Below are 17,905 nucleotides of genomic sequence, written 5' to 3'. Positions count from 1 at the left end.
CGACCGGGTGAGCGTCGAACAGCCGTCCGAGTCCGCCCTGCGCCGCGCCCTGCGCCGCGCCCGAGACGGCGCCGCCCTGGACACCGGGGAGGCCGCGGTGCTGATGGCCGCCCGCGGCGAGCAGTTGACCGAGCTGATGGGGCTGGCCGTCGGGGTCCGGGACGCCGGCCTGGTGCAGGCCGGTCGCCCCGGCGTCATCACCTACTCCCGCAAGGTTTTCATCCCGCTGACCCGGTTGTGCCGGGATCGCTGCCACTACTGCACGTTCGCCACCGTTCCGCACCGGGTCGCGTCGGCCTACCTGGAGATCGACGAGGTGGTCGCCATCGCCGAGCAGGGTGCGGCGCTGGGCTGCAAGGAGGCGTTGTTCACCTTGGGCGATCGACCCGAGGAACGCTGGACGGCCGCCCGTGACTGGCTCGACGAACGGGGCTACGACTCGACTCTGGACTACGTCCGGGCCGCCGCGATCGCCGTCCTGGAACGCACCGGACTGCTTCCTCACCTCAACCCGGGCGTCATGAGCTGGACCGAGCTGCAGCGGCTCAAGCCCGTGGCCCCGAGCATGGGCATGATGCTGGAGACGACGGCTCGGCGCCTGTTCACCGAGCCGGGCGGCCCGCACTACGGCAGCCCGGACAAGGATCCTGAGGTCCGGCTGCGGGTGTTGACCGACGCGGGCCGGCTCAACATCCCGTTCACGACCGGCATCCTCGTCGGAATCGGGGAGAACCGGCTCGAGCGGGCCGAGTCGCTGTTCGCCATTCGGGGCAGCGCGCGCCAGTTCGGGGCCATCCAGGAAGTGATCGTGCAGAACTTCCGGGCCAAGGACGACACGGCGATGCGCAACGACCCCGACCTGGACCTGGAGGAGTACCTGGCCACGCTGGCGGTCTCCCGCCTCGTCCTCGGACCCAAGCTGCGCCTGCAGGCCCCACCCAATCTCGTGGACATCACCGAATGCCTGCTGCTGCTCGACGCCGGGGTCGACGATTTCGGCGGAATCTCGCCCCTGACTCCGGACCACGTCAACCCCGAACGTCCCTGGCCGGAGCTCGACAAGCTCAGCCGGCTGCTGGCCGATCGCGGGCTGAGCCTGACCGAGCGCCTCACCGTGCACCCGAGCTATGTGCGGGCCGAGACGCCCTGGCTGGACCCCCGGGTGCTGCCACACGTGCGCGCGCTGGCCGACCGGACGAGCGGTCTGGCCGCTCTCGGTGACCGCGGTACGCCGCTACGACCGAGCGGGTTGGCGTGGCAGGAGCCGGATTCGGAATGGGTGTCCTCCGGGCGCATCGACCTGAACACCGCGGTGGACACCGAGGGTCGCAGCGCGGATCGCCGCAGCGATTTCGACGAGGTCTACGGCGACTGGGATGCCCTGCGGGACAAGGTCTTCACCCCCGGGGCCAGCGCCCTTGCATCCGAGGTCTCGGCGGCCCTGCGCGCGGCCGAGCGAGACCCCGCGGGCCTCAGCGACGAGCAGGCGCTGACGCTGATGATGGCCGACGGCGACGGTCTGAGGGCGCTGGCGGCGCTGGCCGACGAGTTGCGCCGCGACGCCGTCGGCGACGACGTCACCTACATCGTGAACCGGAACATCAACTTCACCAATATCTGCTACACCGGTTGCCGATTCTGCGCTTTCGCCCAGCGGGCCACCGACGCCGACGCCTTCACCCTGTCCACGGACGAGATCGCGCACCGGGTCATCGAGGCGGCCGCGGACGGCGCGACGGAGATCTGCATGCAGGGTGGCATCGACCCAAAACTGCCCGCGAGCGCGTACTTCGACCTGGCCCGTGCGGTCAAGGCGGCGGTACCGGGGATGCACCTGCACGCGTTCAGTCCGATGGAGGTCGTCAACGGCGCCAGCCGGGCGAACCTGTCGATCGAGGAATTCCTGATCGGGCTCAAGGAGGCCGGCGTGGGATCCCTGCCCGGTACCGCGGCCGAGATCCTCGACGACGAGGTGCGGTGGGTGCTCACCAAGGGCAAGCTGCCGACCTCGGCCTGGATCGAGGTCGTGACGACGGCTCACCGGATCGGCCTGCCGACCACCAGCACGATGATGTACGGCCACGTCGACCATCCGCGGCACTGGGTCGCCCATCTGAAACTGCTGGCGCGGCTGCAGAGCGAGAGCGGCGGGTTCTCCGAGTTCGTCCTGCTGCCCTTCGTGCACCAGCAGGCCCCGATCTACCTGGCCGGCCTCGCCCGGGCCGGCGCCAGTCAGCGCGAGACGAAGGCAGTGCACGCCATGGCCCGGATCCTGCTGCACGGGCGGATCCGCAACATCCAGACGAGCTGGGTGAAACTCGGCGACGAAGGGGTCGTCGACATGCTCGGCAGCGGCGTCAACGATCTGGGCGGGACCCTGATGGAGGAGACCATTTCCCGGATGGCGGGCTCGGAGAACGGCTCTCGGAAGTCGGTCGAGGACCTGCACGCACTGGCCGCCCGGGCCGGCCGCCCCGCCCGCCAGCGCACCACGCTGTATGACCTGGTCTGAGTCCCCGACCCGGCTGATTCGGCGATCGGGATGGCCCGCGGGGCCCGGCAAGGTAAAAAGTCACGCGGATAGCAGGCTTCGGCTTGACTTATCGGTAACGACACGAGTGTAATTCGATGCGTGTCATTCACTGAACGCCGAACTAACCGTTCGGTGGCCGGCATGCCGGGCGAATCAGTCCCCGGCGCACCATCCGCAATCAACATCCGTAGGAGCACACCGTGACGGACATGCCGGCTCACCTGGCCGAAGCGGACCTGCCTTCGATCTTCGGGCTTCCCGAAGAGCAGAGTTGGCAAGAACGCGCCCTGTGCGCTCAGACGGACCCGGAGGCGTTCTTCCCCGAGAAGGGCGGCTCCACCCGCGAGGCGAAGAAAATCTGCGTCGGCTGCGAGGTTCGGGGCGAGTGCCTGGAATATGCGCTGTCCAATGACGAACGCTTCGGGATCTGGGGCGGTCTGAGTGAGCGGGAGCGCCGTCGGGTGAAGCGGCGCGCCGTCTGACCTGACCTCCCGCTTCGAAAGACGGGGGATCGCCCCTTCGTCGATCTATCCATCGACCCGCCGCTAGGCCAGCGGCGGGTCGATGTCGTCCGGGGAGATGTCGAACAGCCGGGCCACCTGCTCCACCACGATGTCGTGGATGAGGTCGGCCAGTTCCTCCGGCCGCCGCGCCCGGGTCTCCAGTGGTCGTCGGTAGAGAACGACCACCGGCCCTTTGAGTTCCGGCAGGCCGGTGCGGTAGAGCCGCGACAGGGGAACCTCGTTGTCGTCGAGGACGTCCCACTCGTCGGCGTTGGTGCCGTCCGCCGCGAAGCCGGGGACGTCCTCCACCGCGAACTCCACCTCTCGCAGTCGCTCGCCGACCCGTGGTTGGACGTGCTCGACCGCGGCCAGCACCATCGCGTCGAACCGGTCCGAGCGCGAGGCGCTGACGGGCAGCCCGAGCGGGGTCAGCATGCCGCGCACGCCGCGTCCCCGGCGGTCCCGACGGCCTCCGACGCGACGCGGGGGGCGACCGGCTCGGCCTGGCGCGGGAGTGCTCACGCGCAGCAGCCTAGTGCCGCCACGGCCTGGAGCCCGAAGCCCGCGACACGCTTGTGCGGATCGGTCTCGCCTGAGCGGTCCCGTCCTCGAGGCCAAGTAGGGTCAGAGGTTGTGAGACATGTCCGTCGCTGCACGCGGCCCGCCTGCGTGCAACCCGCCGTAGCGACGTTGACCTACATCTATTCCGACTCGACCGCGGTCGTCGGACCGCTCGCCGCCTTCGCCGAACCGCACTCCTACGACCTGTGCGAGGAACACGCCGTCCGGCTCACCGTGCCGCGCGGCTGGGAAGTCGTTCGGCACGCGGGCGAGTTCCCCTCCCCGCTGCCCCACGCCGACGACCTCGAGGCACTGGCCGACGCAGTCCGTGAAGCAGCCCGGGTCGAGCCGCGCGGTTTCCAGCCGGCCTCCCAGACGCCGGCCGCGGCCTCGGCCGTCGGACGGCGCGGGCACCTGCGGGTCGTCCCGCCCTCGGTCTGATCCGATCCCCACCGGGTTGACCCATCTGCCCGACAGCCACCCCCTGCCTGGGTAGGCTGCGGGTCATGGTGGACCTGACCCAGATCGTGAAGGCCTACGACGTCCGCGGGATCGTCCCGGACCAACTCAACGAGGCGGTGGCCCGAGCAGTCGGCGCCGCGTTCGTAGCCGTGACCGGCGCCGAACGGATCGCCGCCGGACACGACATGCGGGACTCCGGCCCGGGTCTGCTCGCCGCCTTCGCCGAGGGCGCGAACAGCCAGGGAGCCGACGTGGTCGACATCGGCCTGTGCTCGACCGACCAGCTGTACTTCGCCTCCGGCCAACTCGCGCTGCCGGGGGCGATGTTCACCGCCAGCCACAATCCGGCCCAGTACAACGGAATCAAGCTCTGCCGTGCCGGCGCCCAGCCGATCGGGCAGGACTCCGGCCTCGTCGAGATCCGCCGGCGCGCACAGTCCTACCTCGACGATGGCCCGCCCGAGAGTGCGGCCACCCGCGGCGCGGTGTCGCGGCACGACGTCCTTCTCGACTACGCCCGCTACCTGCGTGGTCTCGTCGACCTGCGCGGCATCCGCCCGCTCAAGGTGGTCGTGGACGCAGGCAACGGTATGGCCGGCCACACCGTGCCGGCTGTCCTCGGGGTCAGCGGCTCCGACAACGCGGCCGCGCAGCCGCTGCCCGCGCTGCCGCTGGAGATCGTGCCCCTCTACTTCGAACTGGACGGCACCTTCCCCAACCACGAGGCGAACCCGCTGGAACCGGCCAACCTCGTCGACCTGCAGAAGGCGGTGGTGGCCGAGCGTGCCGACATCGGGCTGGCCTTCGACGGCGACGCCGACCGCTGCTTCTTCGTCGACGCCGATGGCAACGCCGTGTCACCGTCGGCCGTGACAGCACTGGTGGCGGTGCGGGAGCTGGCCAAGGCGCCCGGTTCGGCGGTGATCCACAACCTCATCACCTCGCGTGCCGTTCCCGAGATCATCGCCGAACACGGCGGCCGTCCGATCAGGACCAGGGTCGGCCACTCCTTCATCAAGGCGCAGATGGCCGAGACGGACGCGGTCTTCGGCGGCGAACACTCGGCGCACTATTACTTCAGGGATTTCTGGCGCGCGGACACCGGCATGCTGGCGGCCATGCACGTGCTGGCAGCGCTCGGGGAGCAGGACCGCCCGCTGGCCGCACTCACCGCGGAGTACGAGCGGTATGCGGCCTCAGGCGAGATCAACTCGACGGTCACCGACCGCGACCGCGTGCTCGCGGCGATCACCGATCACTTCGCGGCGCAGGGTGCGCAATTCGATGAGCTCGACGGGCTGACGATGAGCCTGCCCGATGGGTCCTGGCTCAACGTTCGCGGCTCGAACACCGAGCCGTTGCTGCGCCTCAATGTCGAGGCGGGCACCGCGGCGCGCATGAGCGAGCTGCGCGATGAGGCCCTGTCGGTGATCCGGGGCTGAGCCGTCCCGGTGCGTCATCGTCACCGTCGTAGTCGCCATCGCCCGACCAGAGAAGGAATCCGCTGATGTCCGTCGCCGCAGATCTGCTGGCCATCCTGGCCTGTCCGAGTCCCGATCACGCACCGCTGCGTTCGGAGACCCACGACGGGGTCGAGGAGTTGGTCTGCACGGTGTGCTTGAGCCGCTTCGCCGTGCGGGACGGCATCCCGGTCCTGCTGCCCGACGAGGCGAGGCCTGGGCCGAACGGTCTCGGCGTCGCCGTCTCCGCAGCCACCGAACAAGACTGATCCGCCGTGCCCGCCTTTGATCCTGAGGTGCTGGAGAATCCAGAGACCCTGCAGCAGATCGACCGCTCGGCGTTGCTTCGCGCGCTGGCCGGGGCCGGCGCGCACGTCCGGCGAGCACTGGCCACCGTCGCTGAGATGGAACTGCAGCGGCTGGCCGGTTTCACGCCGCGTGCGTTGCTGGTAGCAACCGATGCGCATGTGCCCTACCTGTCCAACCTGCTGACGGTGCTGGCTGGGGACCAGGTTCCGGTCGTGGACTGGCGCGAGCCGGCCCTGCCCCGGTGGGCCGGACCGGCCGATGCCCTCGTCGTGTGCTCGGCCGACGGACGTCATCCCAGACTGGCGGAGCTGACCGAGCAAGCCGACCGGCGGGGCTTGTCGGTGGCCGCGGTCGCGCCGGCGGGCACGCCGGTCTCGGTATCGGCAGCGCGGCATCCCCTGGCCGACATCGGATATCTCACCGACAGCCCGCGCCGGGCGCTGTGGTGGGCGCTGGCAACCCCGGTCCTGCTGGCGCTGGAGGCCATGAACCTCACCTCGGTCAGCGGCGAGCTGATCGAGGTGGCCGATGCGCTGGACGCCGTGGCCGAGGCGAACCGTCCTGATTCCTCGGCCTTCACCGGCCCCGCCAAGATGCTGGCCACCGACCTTGCCGAGGCGGTGCCCGTCGTCGCCGGAGCCGGCCGCGGCGCGACGGTCGCTGCCCGGCGGGTCGCCGGCGCGATCCAGCTGATCGGCGGCTCGACGGCGATGGCGGCCTCGCTGCCCGACGACGTCGCGCGAGTCGGATCGCTGCTGGAATTCGCCTCTGCGGAAAGCGACTTCTTCGCCGACCGGGTCACCGACACCCGGGCTCTGCCGCGGCTGGTGCTGATCGGCGACGACGAGCCGTTCGCCGCCGAGCTGTCCCCGACCCGGGATCCGCTCTCGGGCGAGGCCGCCCGGCGAGCCGGCCGAGCCCTGGCCGAGCTGGCCACCAGCCGTGGCATCGGCTGTTCCCGCATCGACGTCCCGGACGCCGACGCCCTGGTGCGCTTTGCCGCTGCCGCCGCGGTGGGCGACTTCGCCGCCAGCTACCTGGCGCTGGGGCGGGGCATCGATCCGGCCGCTCCCCGGCTGGGGGAACTGCCACACTGACCGCCAGGTTCCGACACACCGCTGACGGACGCGGCCAGCCACGGCTGACCTGGCCGCCGGCGCACCAGCCGGATACGGGACCGAGACAGTGGCCGAGATTCGGCCGTCCGCACCGAAGGAGTACCGATGAGCGCATCCGGCGGTTCCAAGGCCGTCGTCGCGGCGCTGAGCGCCAACCTCGGCATCGCCGTGATCAAGTTCGTCGCCTTCCTGCTCACCCGCTCGTCCTCGATGCTGGCCGAATCGGTCCACTCGCTGGTCGACTCGGGCAACCAAGGGCTGCTGTTGCTCGGCGCCAACCGGGCCAAGCAGCGCGCCACGCCCGAACACCCCTTCGGTTACGGCCGAAACCGCTACGTCTACGGCTTCCTCGTGGCGTTGTGCCTGTTCTCGGTCGGTGGTCTGTTCGCGCTGTACGAGGGTGTGGAGAAGATCCGGCACCCACATCATCTGGACAGTCCGCTCATCGCGGTGCTGGTGCTGTTCATCGCGATCGGTCTGGAATCGTGGTCGTTTCGCACCGCGATCCACGAATCGGCCGAGCTGAAGGGCGATTCGTCGTGGGTGGCCTTCATCCGGCACGCCAAGACCCCGGAGCTGCCGGTCGTGCTGCTGGAAGATTTCGCCGCGCTGATCGGCCTCGTGCTGGCCTTGACCGGAGTCGGGTTGACCGCGGCCACCGGCGACGCGGTGTGGGACGGAGTCGGCACGGCCGCGATCGGCGTGCTTCTCATCGCGGTGGCCGTGGTCCTGGTCATCGAGACCAAGAGCCTGTTGCTCGGTGAGGCAGCCAGCCCCGAGGTCAATGAAGAAATCGAGAATGCCCTGATCGGCATTGCGGAAAGTACGGCCGTGGCCACGGTGCCTGCCCCGGTGGCTGCCCCGGGTGCCGTGCCGGGTGCCGTGCCGGGTGACGTGCCGGGTGACGTGCCGAATGCCGCGCCGGGCTCCGGCATCCTGCGGGTCATCCACCTGCGCACCATGCACCTGGGGCCTGAGGAGCTGTTGGTCGGAGCGAAGGTCGCGATCGGTGAGGACGCCACCCTCAGCGAGGTGGCAAAGATCATCGACGCCGCCGAAGCCCGAGTGCGTGCCGCGGTGCCGGCCGCCAGGGTCATCTACCTCGAACCCGATCTCGATCGGGGGATCCAGCCGGGCGAACCCTTCGCGGACGGAGATGTGGCCCACCCGTGAGCGAGGAGAGCCCGCCCATGAGCGAGGGCAGTGCGGCGGCCGCGGCCGCGGCAGAGAGCGCCGACCGCGCCGACCGCGCGGACCGCGCGGACAGCGCGCCGGCGATCATTCGACTGGACAACGGAATCCGCAACTACGCCTGGGGTTCGACGACCGACATTCCGCGGTTGCTCGGACTACCGGTCACCGGCGAACCGGTGGCCGAGCTCTGGATGGGCGCGCACCCGGATCAGCCGTCACGCGCCAGGGACCAGCGCGGCGGAGCCGGCCTGGACGAGCTGATCGCCTCCGATCCGATCGGCCTGCTGGGAGCGCCGACCCGGCAGCGGTACGGCGCCCGGCTGCCATACCTGCTGAAGCTGCTGGCGGCTGGAAAGTGCCTGTCGATCCAGGTCCATCCCAACCAGGAGCAAGCCCGTGCCGGGTACGACGCCGAGGTGGGTGGCGGCCCGGCGGTCGACGCCGGCCACCGCAACTACACCGATCCGCACCACAAACCCGAGCTGCTGTGTGCGCTGACCGAGTTCGAGGCGCTGTGCGGGTTTCGTCCGGTGGCTGCCACGCTCGACTATCTGGGCGCCCTCATCGGAGCCGGCGCCGGCCGCCTTGCCGGGCTGCGCGAGCTGCTCGGCGGCCGCGACCCGTTGCGCGCCGCGTTCACCGAGCTGCTGGAGCTGTCCGGGCCGTCGCGAGAGGTGATCGTGGCCGAGACGACGGCCGCGGCGCGTGCCCTGGTCGCCGAGGGTGGCCGGTGGAGTGGTGCGGCGCGAGCCTCCGTCCTGGCCGCCGGCGACTTTCCCGGCGACATCGGGGTGGTGCTGGCCGTGCTGCTGAACTACGTCCGCCTCAATCCCGGCGAAGCGATTTTCCTTCGCGCGGGCAATGTCCATGCCTACCTGCGCGGTTTCGGAGTGGAGATCCTCGCCAACAGCGACAACGTGCTGCGTTGCGGGCTGACCGAAAAGCACATCGACGTGGCCGAACTGTTGAAGGTCACCGACTTCCGAGCGTTGGACGAGCCGTTGTGGCCGCGGACGTCCCTACCGTCAGGCCAGCCGGCGTTCGTCGTGCCGGTCCCGGACTTCGAACTCGTCGTCCTGCAGGACATGGCCGAGTTCACCCCGGTGGCCGTGGCCGGTCCGAGCCTTGTGGTGTGCACCGCGGGAAGTCTGCAGGTTCGCGCGGCGGGCGAGATTGTCTCGGTCGCGCAAGGGCAATCTGTCTTCGTGCCCGCTCGCAACGGTCCGCCTCAGGTACGCGCCCAGTCCGCACACGGCTTCCTGGCCGCTGTCGGGGGGTAGCGCAGCACGCCGCGCGGACCGTCGAACGGCTGCCAACCGCGCAACGCAGGGGGCCACAACCGCGGCGGCGGTGTGCTCAGCGACGTGCGGACAGGTACAGCGGCCGGTAGGAGGCGATGCTGTGCTGGTCGTTGCTGAGCCAATTCCGGCAGATCGTGACCAGCAGGCCGCCGCCGGTGAGGTGCGCCTCCGGGTGCGCGGCGGCGTAGTAGAGCAACTGGCGGGGCCGCGGCGCCGGCAGCACGCCGACGGCAGCACTGGTGTATGCGGCAGGCTGCGTGCGGGAACGGTCGAGTCCGGCCGAGGTGTCGTAGCGAACGACCGTGCCGCCGCGCGCCGTGGTGAAATGCCAGCCGGCGGCGTCATGCCAGGCGGACACACCCGCCGGATCGATGCCAGTGGCGATGGGGCGGGACCCGAACTCCCAGCCCGTTGCGTGCAGCACGCCGGCGACCGGCACCGTGGCCGCGTAGACGTCGCGGGCATAGCCGGTGCGGGAAATGCCGTAGACGGTGATGTTTCGAGCGTCGCGACTCATTCCAGCACCCCAGTTCACCCCGCCGACGCCCCCGGCCGGAGCCCAGCGGGTGAGCCAGCGCTGGAAACCGACGTCTCCGTGGGAGTTGAGCGTCAGCACCGCCGCGCGTACCCCGACCGAACGGAAACAGAGTGCGCAGTCGCCGGTGAGCTGTTGCTGGCCGGTTGCGACGAGTAGGTGAGTCGCATCAAGGGCCACCGCGGCCGAGATCCAGGACACGACGCTCAGGCTGTCGTCAGGCAGCACCTGGGCGCCGTGTCGGGACACGTGGAAGCAGCCGCCGTCTTGAACGACGGCGCTCGAGTGCACGAAGCTCGTCAGGTGCCTTGAGTCGGTTCCGGTGACGGTGTCGCCGTAGAGCCACACCACCCGGCCGTCGGGCATCGGGACGGACAGCGACAGGTCGGCCGCCCCCCATTCGGCCGCGGGCAGTTCCGCGAGCGCGCGCTGGTATCCGGCGGGGGTCGTCGGCGCGGGCCGGCCGCACGTCGGGGAACGGGGGATCGTCGCGGTCAGGGAACCGGCCGCGGACGCGGGCGGCACCGGGGTAGCCGAGTCGGGCGTCGGGTCGATCGCGAGTTCTCGCTCTTGGATGTCTTTCGGTGCCCCGGTCAGGGAGCGGGCACCGGAACGCTCCGGTCCGCTGAGTGTTCCGCTGAGTGTTCCGCTTGGCGTTGCGCTGGGCCCCGTGGTCGGCGGAGGCGACGGGAGAACAGCGGAGTGGGCGGACGGCGCGGCCGATGCTCCGGCTCGGGCCTCGTTGACCGAGCCGGGATCGGCGGCGCAGGCAGCCAGCAGCGGAAGGATCACGGCCGAGACGACCGCAATCGTCACCCTGTGTAGCTGCACACCTCGAAGATCGTCACGAGCAGTGAAGACCTGACCCTGGCGGTGTTAACAAAATGTAAGCATCGCGACACTGCCGAGCGACTCGGGACGGGATTCAGAAATCTGACACGATTCTGGTAGAGTCTTAGGTGATGAAGCCGCTGACGATGCAGCAAGCCGCCGAGGCGACCGGATGGTCGCAACGGATGCTGCGCTACATCGAGCAGGCGGGCCTCGTCGTCACCCAGCGCACTCCGGGCGGTCATCGACTGTACGGGGCGCGGCAGATCGATCGGCTCCGCAGCCTGCGGAACCTGATCGAGCAGCAGGGGATCGGCCTGACCGATCTCGCCTTCGAGCTGCGCATGCGAACCGAGCCCGAGTTGTCTCGGGCTGTCGACGAGTGGTTTGGCGCCGTGCACCGCGCGGCAGCCTCGGCCCAGGCCGATCGCTACCGCCGGATGACCGCCGACGAATCCGATTTCCCGCCCCCGTCCGAACTGCAGGCTGCGGCAAACAGCCGGCCGGCATTCCGCACACACCAAGGAGATTCCGTGAGCATTACCCTCACTCCCGATCAGGCTGGTTCGGTCAACGACTTTAAGGTCGCCGACCTGTCGCTGGCTGCTTTCGGTCGCAAGGAGATCCAGCTGGCCGAGGTCGAGATGCCGGGTCTGATGGCCCTGCGCAAGGAGTTCGGCGAGTCCAAGCCCCTGGCGGGCAAGAAGGTCGCCGGCTCGCTGCACATGACCGTGCAGACCGCAGTCCTCATCGAGACCCTGGTCGCCCTTGGCGCCGACGTCCGCTGGGTGAGCTGCAACATCTTCTCCACCCAGGACCACGCCGCCGCCGCGATCGTCGTCGGCCCGAACGGCTCTCCCGAGGACCCCCAGGGTGTTCCGGTCTACGCCTGGAAGGGCGAGACGCTGGAGGAGTACTGGTGGTGCACCGAGCAGATGCTCACCTGGCCCGACGGCTCCGGCCCGGACTCCATCGTCGACGACGGTGGCGACGCGACCCTGCTGATCCACATGGGCGTCGAGTACGAAGCCGCCGGCGTCGTCCCGTCGGCAGACGCGAACGACTCCGACGAGTACAAGATCATCCTGGACACGCTGCGTCGGTCCCTCGTGGCCACACCCACCAAGTACACGACCATGGCTCAGAGCATCATCGGCGTCACCGAGGAAACCACCACCGGTGTCCACCGCCTCTACGAGTTCGCCAAGGCGGGCACGCTGCTGTTCCCGGCGATCAACGTCAACGACTCGGTCACCAAGAGCAAGTTCGACAACAAGTACGGCTGCCGCCACTCGCTCATCGACGGCATCAACCGCGCGACCGACGTCATGATCGCCGGCAAGCTCGCGGTGGTCTGTGGCTACGGCGACGTCGGCAAGGGTTCGGTGGAGTCGCTGCGGGGCCAGGGTGCACGCGTCGTCGTCACCGAGGTCGACCCCATCTGCGCCCTGCAGGCCGCCATGGAGGGCCTGGACGTGGTCCGGCTGGAGGACGTCGTCAGCAAGGCTGACATCTTCGTCACCACGACCGGCAACAAGGACATCATCATGGCCGAGCACATGGTCCAGATGAAGCACAACGCCATCGTCGGAAACATCGGTCACTTCGACAACGAGATCGACATGGCCGGCCTGGCCAAGGTCCCCGGCGTCGAGAAGATCGAGATCAAGCCGCAGGTGCACGAGTGGAAGTTTCCGAGCCGGGGCTCGCAGCCCTCGCACTCGATCATCGTGCTGTCCGAGGGTCGCCTGCTCAACCTCGGCAACGCCACCGGTCACCCGAGCTTCGTGATGAGCGCGTCCTTCTCCAACCAGACGATCGCCCAGATCGAGCTGTACACCCGTCGTGGTGAGTACGGCAACGACGTCTACGTCCTGCCCAAGCACCTCGACGAGAAGGTCGCCCGCTTGCACCTGTCCGCAGTCGGTGCCACCCTCACCGAGCTGAGCAAGGACCAGGCCGAGTACATCGGCGTCGACGTGGCCGGACCGTACAAGTCCGAGCACTACCGCTACTGATCCACACCGACACCGTTCGGCGACGGGCCGGGCGAACCTTCACGGTTCGCCCGGCCCGTTCGGCTTGTCAGCGCTTGGTGAGATCGGACAGGTAGGGAGCGAAGATCGACGTCACCTGGGCCGCCGTGGTCGCGGGATCGGCCATCGGGAACACGACGTGCGAGACCGCCAGCCGCACGACCGCGTCGGCGTAGGCGTGCACCCGGCCGTCGTCGGACTTCGGCCAGTGCTGCTGGAACCGCGCGCTCAACCGTGCCGTGATGAAAGGCAGAACCGTCGCCCCCTGGCCCGTGAGCAACGGCCCGAGGTCGGAGTGCTCGCCGTCACCGCCACCGATGATGGCGCGTAGCAACGGCTCTTGCTCGGTCCGTCGCAGGAACACCTCCAGCGCAGCCGACAGCCCGGCGATCGCATCGTGCGGGTGCTCGTCCAAAGCGGCCTCGACCTCGCCGAGAAACCTGCCCGACTCGCGCAGCAGCAAGGCACGACCGAGGTCGTCCTTGTTGCCGAACTCGTTGTAGACCGTCTGACGGCTCACGCCGACCGCGGCGGCGATGTCGGCCATCCGGGTCGCCGTCCAGCTGTTCGTGGCCAGCGCCTCGGCGGCCGCGTCCATCAGCGATTCGCGTAGCAGGTCACGGACCTTCTCGGCGTAGCTGAGTTTGATGCTGGCGCTGCCGGCCCGGGCGGCGTCGTCCGCCGTGGGATGCGGGTTGGTGCCCGGGGACGCGACCGCCGACGATGTCGAATCGGTGGACCTGCCTCGGCGTCGGGGAGCGCGGCTCATGGATCGTCAAGCTACCCCCGTGCACCGGTTCGGGCCCGTCAACCGGGCGGACGCGACACCGCCGTCGGTCCCGATCGCGCCGCGACCACACCGCAGGCAGCCCGTTACCGGCAACTTCTGCCCGCAGATGGAAACATGGGGGTATGAAGCCCCGTGTCCTCGTGGTCGACGACGACTCCTCCCTCGCCGAGATGCTCGGTATCGTGCTGCGATCAGACGGCTTCGAGCCGGCCTTCGTCCCGGACGGATCGCGGGCGCTGGCCGCGTTCCGGGAGGTCAAGCCGGACATCGTGCTGCTCGATCTCATGCTGCCGGGGGCAAGCGGGATCGACGTCTGCCGGGCGATCCGGGCCGAGGCCGGCACGCCGATCATCATGCTGACCGCCAAGAGCGACACAGTCGACGTGGTGCTGGGTCTGGAATCGGGAGCCGACGACTACGTCGTCAAGCCGTTCAAGCCCAAGGAGCTCATCGCCCGGATGCGGGCTCGACTGCGTCGCTACGACGAGGCCGGCGGCGAGACCCTGGTCATCGGGCCACCAGAGTCGCCCGTCAGCATCGACGTACCCGCTCATCAGGTGGTGCGCGACGGCGAGCAGATCTCGCTCACCCCGCTCGAATTCGACCTGCTGGTCGCGCTGGCCCGCAAGCCCCGCCAGGTCTTCACCCGCGAGGTCCTGCTCGAACAGGTGTGGGGCTATCGGCACGCTGCCGACACCCGCCTGGTCAACGTCCACGTGCAACGGCTGCGGTCGAAGGTGGAACGTGACCCGGAGCGTCCCGAGGTCGTCCTGACCGTGCGTGGTGTCGGGTACAAAGCCGGCCCGCCGTGACCCAACGGCGTGCGACCCTGGTCGCTCGCCGTGCCTGGTCAGCGGCCGGACGGGCCGCGGTCGCTCTGGGACGCCGACTGCGGCGCAGTTGGCGACGTTCCTTGCAGTTCCGGGTCGCGATCAGCACGGTCGTGGTCACCGGTGCTGTCGTGGTGCTGATCGGCCTGTTCCTCATCGACCAGATCGGTAACGGCATCCTCAAGGCCAAGCGGGACGCCGCGGTCAGCCAGGCCAGCAGCGGCCTGGACGCGGCGCGGGCGCATTTCGCGGGCGTCGGGCCCAGCGACTACACCGGAATCCGGCAGGCCGTCGATCAGCTCACCACGGATCTGACGTCCTCGGCCAACGACGCGGGCCTGTTCACCGTGGTGGTCCGGTCCCCGGACGCCTCGGTGGACAAGCAGCTGGGGTCGGGGCCAGCGATCCCGGCCGACCTGCGTTCAACGGTTCGCACCGGGGTGATCGCGGTCGCCTATGCGCCGGTCACGCCGCCCAACCAGCGGCACGTGCCCGGCTTGATCGTGGGCGAGCCGGTGTCGACCCGAGCGGGATCCTTCGAGGTGTACTACCTGTTCCCGCTCACCGCCGAAGCGGACACCATCAACCTCGTGCGCCGCACCGCCCTGGTTGCCGGCACCGCTCTGGTGCTGCTGGTCGCAGCGATCGCCGCGCTGGTCACCCGCCAGGTGGTGCGACCGGTCCGGACGGTGGCGCAGATCGCCGAGCGATTCGCCGCGGGGGAGTTGTCCCAACGCGTGAAGGTCTCCGGCGAGGACGACATCGCCCTGCTCGCCGTGGCCTTCAACGACATGGCCACCAGCCTGCAGCAGCAGATTCAGCGCCTGGAGCAGCTGTCCCGCTACCAGCAGCGCTTCACCTCCGACGTCTCGCACGAGCTGCGGACGCCGTTGACCACGGTCCGGATGGCGGCCGAGCTGCTCTACACCAGCCGGGACGAGTTCGACGCCGCGCTGGCCCGATCGGCCGAGCTGCTGATCAACGAGCTCGATCGCTTCGAGAACCTGCTGGCCGACCTGCTGGAGATCTCGCGCTACGACGCGGGGGCGGCCCGGCTGGAGTCCGAGCGAGTCGATTTCACCGGCATCGTCGAGCGTGCCGTCGCGGCCAGCTCGAGCCTGGCCGAGCGGCATCGCACCAAACTGCGACTGGAGACCACCAGCCAACCGTTGCCCGTCGACGTGGACGCACGCCGGGTGGAACGGATCCTTCGCAACCTCATCGCCAACGGCTTGGACCATGCCGAGGGCAAGCCGGTTATCGTCACGATCGGCTGGGACGAGGAGGCGGTGGCCGTGACCGTGCGCGACCACGGAGTCGGTCTGCGTCCCGGCGAGGCCGGCCTGGTTTTCAACCGGTTCTGGCGCGGCGATCCGTCCCGGAGTCGGCTCACCGGCGGAACCGGGCTCGGGCTGGCCATCAGTCTGGAGGACGCCCGCTTGCACGGTGGCTGGCTGCAAGCCTGGGGCGAACGGGGCAAGGGCGCAAACTTCCGGCTCACCCTGCCTCGCACGGCAGGCCATCCGGTGACCTCCTCGCCGCTGCCGCTCACTCCGGTCGAGGTGAACGCATGAGCCGCAGATCGATCCGTCGGCCGACCCACCGTGCGCCGAGCTCGTCGGCGGTCGTCGCCGTCCTGATCGCGTTCTGCCTTGTTCTGGCGGGCTGTTCCGGCGTCCCGCACTCCTCCCGCCCCGAGATCGTCCGTCCCGTGAACAACACCTCGCCGTCGGTGTCGGTGGGCCAGGCTCCTTCGGCCGGTGACGATCCGCGCGCGATCGTGCAGGGATTCCTGTTCGACGCGGTCTACCCCGAGGCCAAGCACTCGCTGTCGCGGCAGTATCTCGCGCCGGACGCGGCCAACAAATGGCAGGACAACCCGGTGACGGTCGTCGACGACGACAACTTCTCGGTGGGTGTGACCACGGCCGGCGGTGACGCCGCTCAGGTGGAGGTCCAGTACCGGCAGGTCGGTGAGATCAGCGCCGCCGGGATCTTCACCCCGGAGACGGCCGGCACCGGGGTGGGCAAGGCGAGCACCGCCGTCTACACCACGCGCAAGGTCAACGGTCAGTGGCGAATCGACTCGCTGCCCAACGGCGTGTTCATCCGGTCGACCTCGTTCGCGACGCGCTACCTGGACCGTCCGTTGCCGCTCTACTTCTTCGACTCGACCGGCACCCGGCTGGTGCCCGACATTCGGTACTCCGCGCTTGCGGAGGACGAGCCGGTGGCGCAGTGGCTGTTCACCCAACTGCTGGCCGGACCCCGCCCGGAGTTGCAGGCAGCCGTTCAGAGCGAGATCCCGGACTCGGTCGATCCGAAGCGGGCAGCGGTCAAACTGTCCGGCGATGTGGTGGAGGTCGAGTTGCCGGGTTCGTCGCAGCTGGACTCGGCCTCCCGGGCGCGGCTGGCCATCCAGCTCGCTTTCACCTTTTCCACGCTGGCCTTCGGCTCGGCCAAGTTGACGCTGACCGACGGGGGCAAGCCGGTCACGATTCCCGGCGCCGGAACGGTGTTCTCCGCCTCGCCCGATTTCACCAGTTACTCACCGGACAACTCCGCGACCGGGGCCCAGCAGTACTACCTCCGCACCGGTGGGCTTTACAGCGGCCTGGACAATCGGCCGGTCAGCGGCCCCGTCGGCGCGGGCGCCTACGCCCTGACCTCCTTGGCGGTGCGACGTTCCGGTGTCGCGGCGGTCACCGTGGTCGGCGTCGACACCTCGCGTCGGCTGATGCTCGGAGCGGCCTCCGGACCCCTGATCCCGGTGGCCGTGCCCAGCTCCGGCGGCAGCTTGAGCCTGCCCGAGTTCCGTCCCTACACCAGCTCCGCCAACCCGTGGGTCGCCTCGGGCACGACCATCTACTCGATCGACGCGGCCCGGGTGGCGCACGTGGTGTCGACCCCGGCGAGCCTGTCCGGAGGCGGGCTGCCCAAGGGCGAGATCGAGACGCTGCGTTTCAGCCCGGAAGGTGCCCGCTTGGCGGTAGTGGTCAAGTCGGCCGTCGACGGAACCCAGGCGCTCTACATCGGCTCGGTGGTGACCACGACCAACAACGTCACGAGCATCGAGGACTTCAAGGCGATCACGCCGGCATCCGTCGAGGTCCAGGACATCGCGTGGAAAGACGCGACCACGCTGCTGATGATCGCCAACAGCGGATCGTCGACCCGCCTGCAGTCGGTGGTCTCCGACGGGTCGCAGTTGCGCACCTTGCAGGCGGTCAATCTGCCACCCGGGCTGAGCCGGGTCGCGGCTGCGATCGGTCAGCCCGCCGTCGTCTCGGCGGGTCCGCAGGGGCACCTCACCCTGTGGGTGGACCGTGGCCCGTCGTGGGCGCCCGTCTCGGGCAGTGACCAGACGTCGGCCGGCGACGCGCCGGCGTACGCCCCCTGACCCGCGGCGCAGTCGTCCACAGCCCGCGTGGTTGTCCACAGC

Annotated in this window: 15 protein-coding genes and 1 pseudogene; 13 read left to right on the top strand and 3 right to left on the bottom strand. The window is 69.4% G+C overall.

All coding sequences use genetic code 11. The features are described from left to right. Positions 1 to 7 precede the first annotated feature (7 nt). Entirely contained in the window at positions 8 to 2,512 is a 2,505-nt protein-coding gene (locus M6D93_RS14690; protein ID WP_249770159.1) for a bifunctional FO biosynthesis protein CofGH, read from the top strand. Between the two features lie 230 nt (positions 2,513 to 2,742). Next, positions 2,743 to 3,015: a WhiB family transcriptional regulator gene (locus M6D93_RS14685; protein WP_347343658.1), complete on the top strand. Its 273-nt coding sequence runs from the start codon at positions 2,743 to 2,745 to the stop codon at positions 3,013 to 3,015. A gap of 63 nt (positions 3,016 to 3,078) precedes the next feature. Here M6D93_RS14685 and M6D93_RS14680 read toward each other — a convergent pair whose 3' ends face one another. After that, positions 3,079 to 3,558: a metallopeptidase family protein gene (locus M6D93_RS14680; protein ID WP_249770157.1), complete on the bottom strand. Its 480-nt coding sequence runs from the start codon at positions 3,556 to 3,558 to the stop codon at positions 3,079 to 3,081. Between the two features lie 111 nt (positions 3,559 to 3,669). Between M6D93_RS14680 and M6D93_RS14675 the strand changes: the two genes are divergently transcribed. From M6D93_RS14675 to manA, 6 genes are all read left to right on the top strand, one after another. Further along, complete coding sequence (locus M6D93_RS14675) at positions 3,670 to 4,038, top strand: DUF3499 domain-containing protein (RefSeq protein WP_283818587.1); 369 nt, start codon at positions 3,670 to 3,672, stop codon at positions 4,036 to 4,038. Between the two features lie 65 nt (positions 4,039 to 4,103). After that, the gene (locus M6D93_RS14670; protein WP_249770153.1) at positions 4,104 to 5,501 is read left to right on the top strand and encodes a phosphomannomutase/phosphoglucomutase; all 1,398 of its coding nucleotides are present in this window, start codon (positions 4,104 to 4,106) and stop codon (positions 5,499 to 5,501) included. A gap of 65 nt (positions 5,502 to 5,566) precedes the next feature. Next, complete coding sequence (locus M6D93_RS14665) at positions 5,567 to 5,788, top strand: Trm112 family protein (protein ID WP_249770151.1); 222 nt, start codon at positions 5,567 to 5,569, stop codon at positions 5,786 to 5,788. A 6-nt stretch (positions 5,789 to 5,794) separates the two neighbouring features. Then, entirely contained in the window at positions 5,795 to 6,925 is a 1,131-nt protein-coding gene (locus tag M6D93_RS14660) for an SIS domain-containing protein (RefSeq protein WP_249770149.1), read from the top strand. Positions 6,926 to 7,051: 126 nt separating this feature from the next. Next, entirely contained in the window at positions 7,052 to 8,119 is a 1,068-nt protein-coding gene (locus M6D93_RS14655) for a cation diffusion facilitator family transporter (protein ID WP_249770147.1), read from the top strand. A 104-nt stretch (positions 8,120 to 8,223) separates the two neighbouring features. Next, a complete protein-coding gene (gene manA / locus M6D93_RS14650; RefSeq protein ID WP_347343657.1) occupies positions 8,224 to 9,420 on the top strand; it encodes a mannose-6-phosphate isomerase, class I in 1,197 nt (398 codons plus the stop codon). Positions 9,421 to 9,496: 76 nt separating this feature from the next. On the opposite strand, the gene M6D93_RS14645 is transcribed toward manA, so the two are convergent. After that, entirely contained in the window at positions 9,497 to 10,792 is a 1,296-nt protein-coding gene (locus M6D93_RS14645; protein ID WP_249770143.1) for a DUF5005 domain-containing protein, read from the bottom strand. A gap of 146 nt (positions 10,793 to 10,938) precedes the next feature. Between M6D93_RS14645 and M6D93_RS19540 the strand changes: the two are divergent. Continuing rightward, a pseudogene (locus M6D93_RS19540) lies at positions 10,939 to 11,073 on the top strand (MerR family DNA-binding transcriptional regulator); the annotation flags it as partial. Positions 11,074 to 11,346: 273 nt separating this feature from the next. Continuing rightward, positions 11,347 to 12,825 (top strand): adenosylhomocysteinase, encoded by a 1,479-nt coding sequence (ahcY, locus tag M6D93_RS14640; RefSeq protein ID WP_430667239.1) that lies wholly within the window; start codon positions 11,347 to 11,349, stop codon positions 12,823 to 12,825. A 67-nt stretch (positions 12,826 to 12,892) separates the two neighbouring features. Here ahcY and M6D93_RS14635 read toward each other — a convergent pair whose 3' ends face one another. After that, positions 12,893 to 13,612 carry a TetR/AcrR family transcriptional regulator gene (locus tag M6D93_RS14635; RefSeq protein ID WP_249770139.1) on the bottom strand — a complete coding sequence of 240 codons (720 nt, stop codon included), beginning with the start codon at positions 13,610 to 13,612 and terminating at the stop codon, positions 12,893 to 12,895. A 143-nt stretch (positions 13,613 to 13,755) separates the two neighbouring features. Here M6D93_RS14635 and mtrA point away from each other — a divergent pair, with 143 nt between their 5' ends. From mtrA to M6D93_RS14620, 3 genes are read left to right on the top strand one after another with little or no spacing between them, the layout of a single operon-like run. Next, positions 13,756 to 14,445 (top strand): MtrAB system response regulator MtrA, encoded by a 690-nt coding sequence (mtrA, locus tag M6D93_RS14630; protein ID WP_249770137.1) that lies wholly within the window; start codon positions 13,756 to 13,758, stop codon positions 14,443 to 14,445. Beyond that, a complete protein-coding gene (gene mtrB / locus M6D93_RS14625) occupies positions 14,442 to 16,037 on the top strand; it encodes an MtrAB system histidine kinase MtrB (RefSeq protein ID WP_249770135.1) in 1,596 nt (531 codons plus the stop codon). Before mtrA ends, mtrB begins: the two co-directional genes overlap by 4 nt. Further along, entirely contained in the window at positions 16,034 to 17,863 is a 1,830-nt protein-coding gene (locus M6D93_RS14620) for an LpqB family beta-propeller domain-containing protein (RefSeq protein ID WP_249770133.1), read from the top strand. The genes mtrB and M6D93_RS14620 overlap by 4 nt, the downstream gene beginning before the upstream one ends. Positions 17,864 to 17,905 lie beyond the last annotated feature (42 nt).

Source organism: Jatrophihabitans telluris, from assembly GCF_023516435.1.
GTDB classification, from domain to species: domain Bacteria; phylum Actinomycetota; class Actinomycetes; order Mycobacteriales; family Jatrophihabitantaceae; genus Jatrophihabitans_A; species Jatrophihabitans_A telluris.
This window is presented reverse-complemented; position numbering and strand designations above follow the sequence as displayed.

Excerpts from the sequence above, each read along its gene's own strand:
- M6D93_RS14685 (WP_347343658.1), top strand. The coding sequence starts at position 2,743 with ATGCCGGCTCACCTGGCCGAAGCGGACCTGCCTTCGATCTTCGGGCTT.
- M6D93_RS14670 (WP_249770153.1), top strand. The coding sequence starts at position 4,104 with ATGGTGGACCTGACCCAGATCGTGAAGGCCTACGACGTCCGCGGGATC.
- M6D93_RS14665 (WP_249770151.1), top strand. The coding sequence starts at position 5,567 with ATGTCCGTCGCCGCAGATCTGCTGGCCATCCTGGCCTGTCCGAGTCCC.
- M6D93_RS14655 (WP_249770147.1), top strand. The coding sequence starts at position 7,052 with ATGAGCGCATCCGGCGGTTCCAAGGCCGTCGTCGCGGCGCTGAGCGCC.
- M6D93_RS14635 (WP_249770139.1), bottom strand. The coding sequence starts at position 13,612 with ATGAGCCGCGCTCCCCGACGCCGAGGCAGGTCCACCGATTCGACATCG.
- mtrA (WP_249770137.1), top strand. The coding sequence starts at position 13,756 with ATGAAGCCCCGTGTCCTCGTGGTCGACGACGACTCCTCCCTCGCCGAG.
- M6D93_RS14620 (WP_249770133.1), top strand. The coding sequence starts at position 16,034 with ATGAGCCGCAGATCGATCCGTCGGCCGACCCACCGTGCGCCGAGCTCG.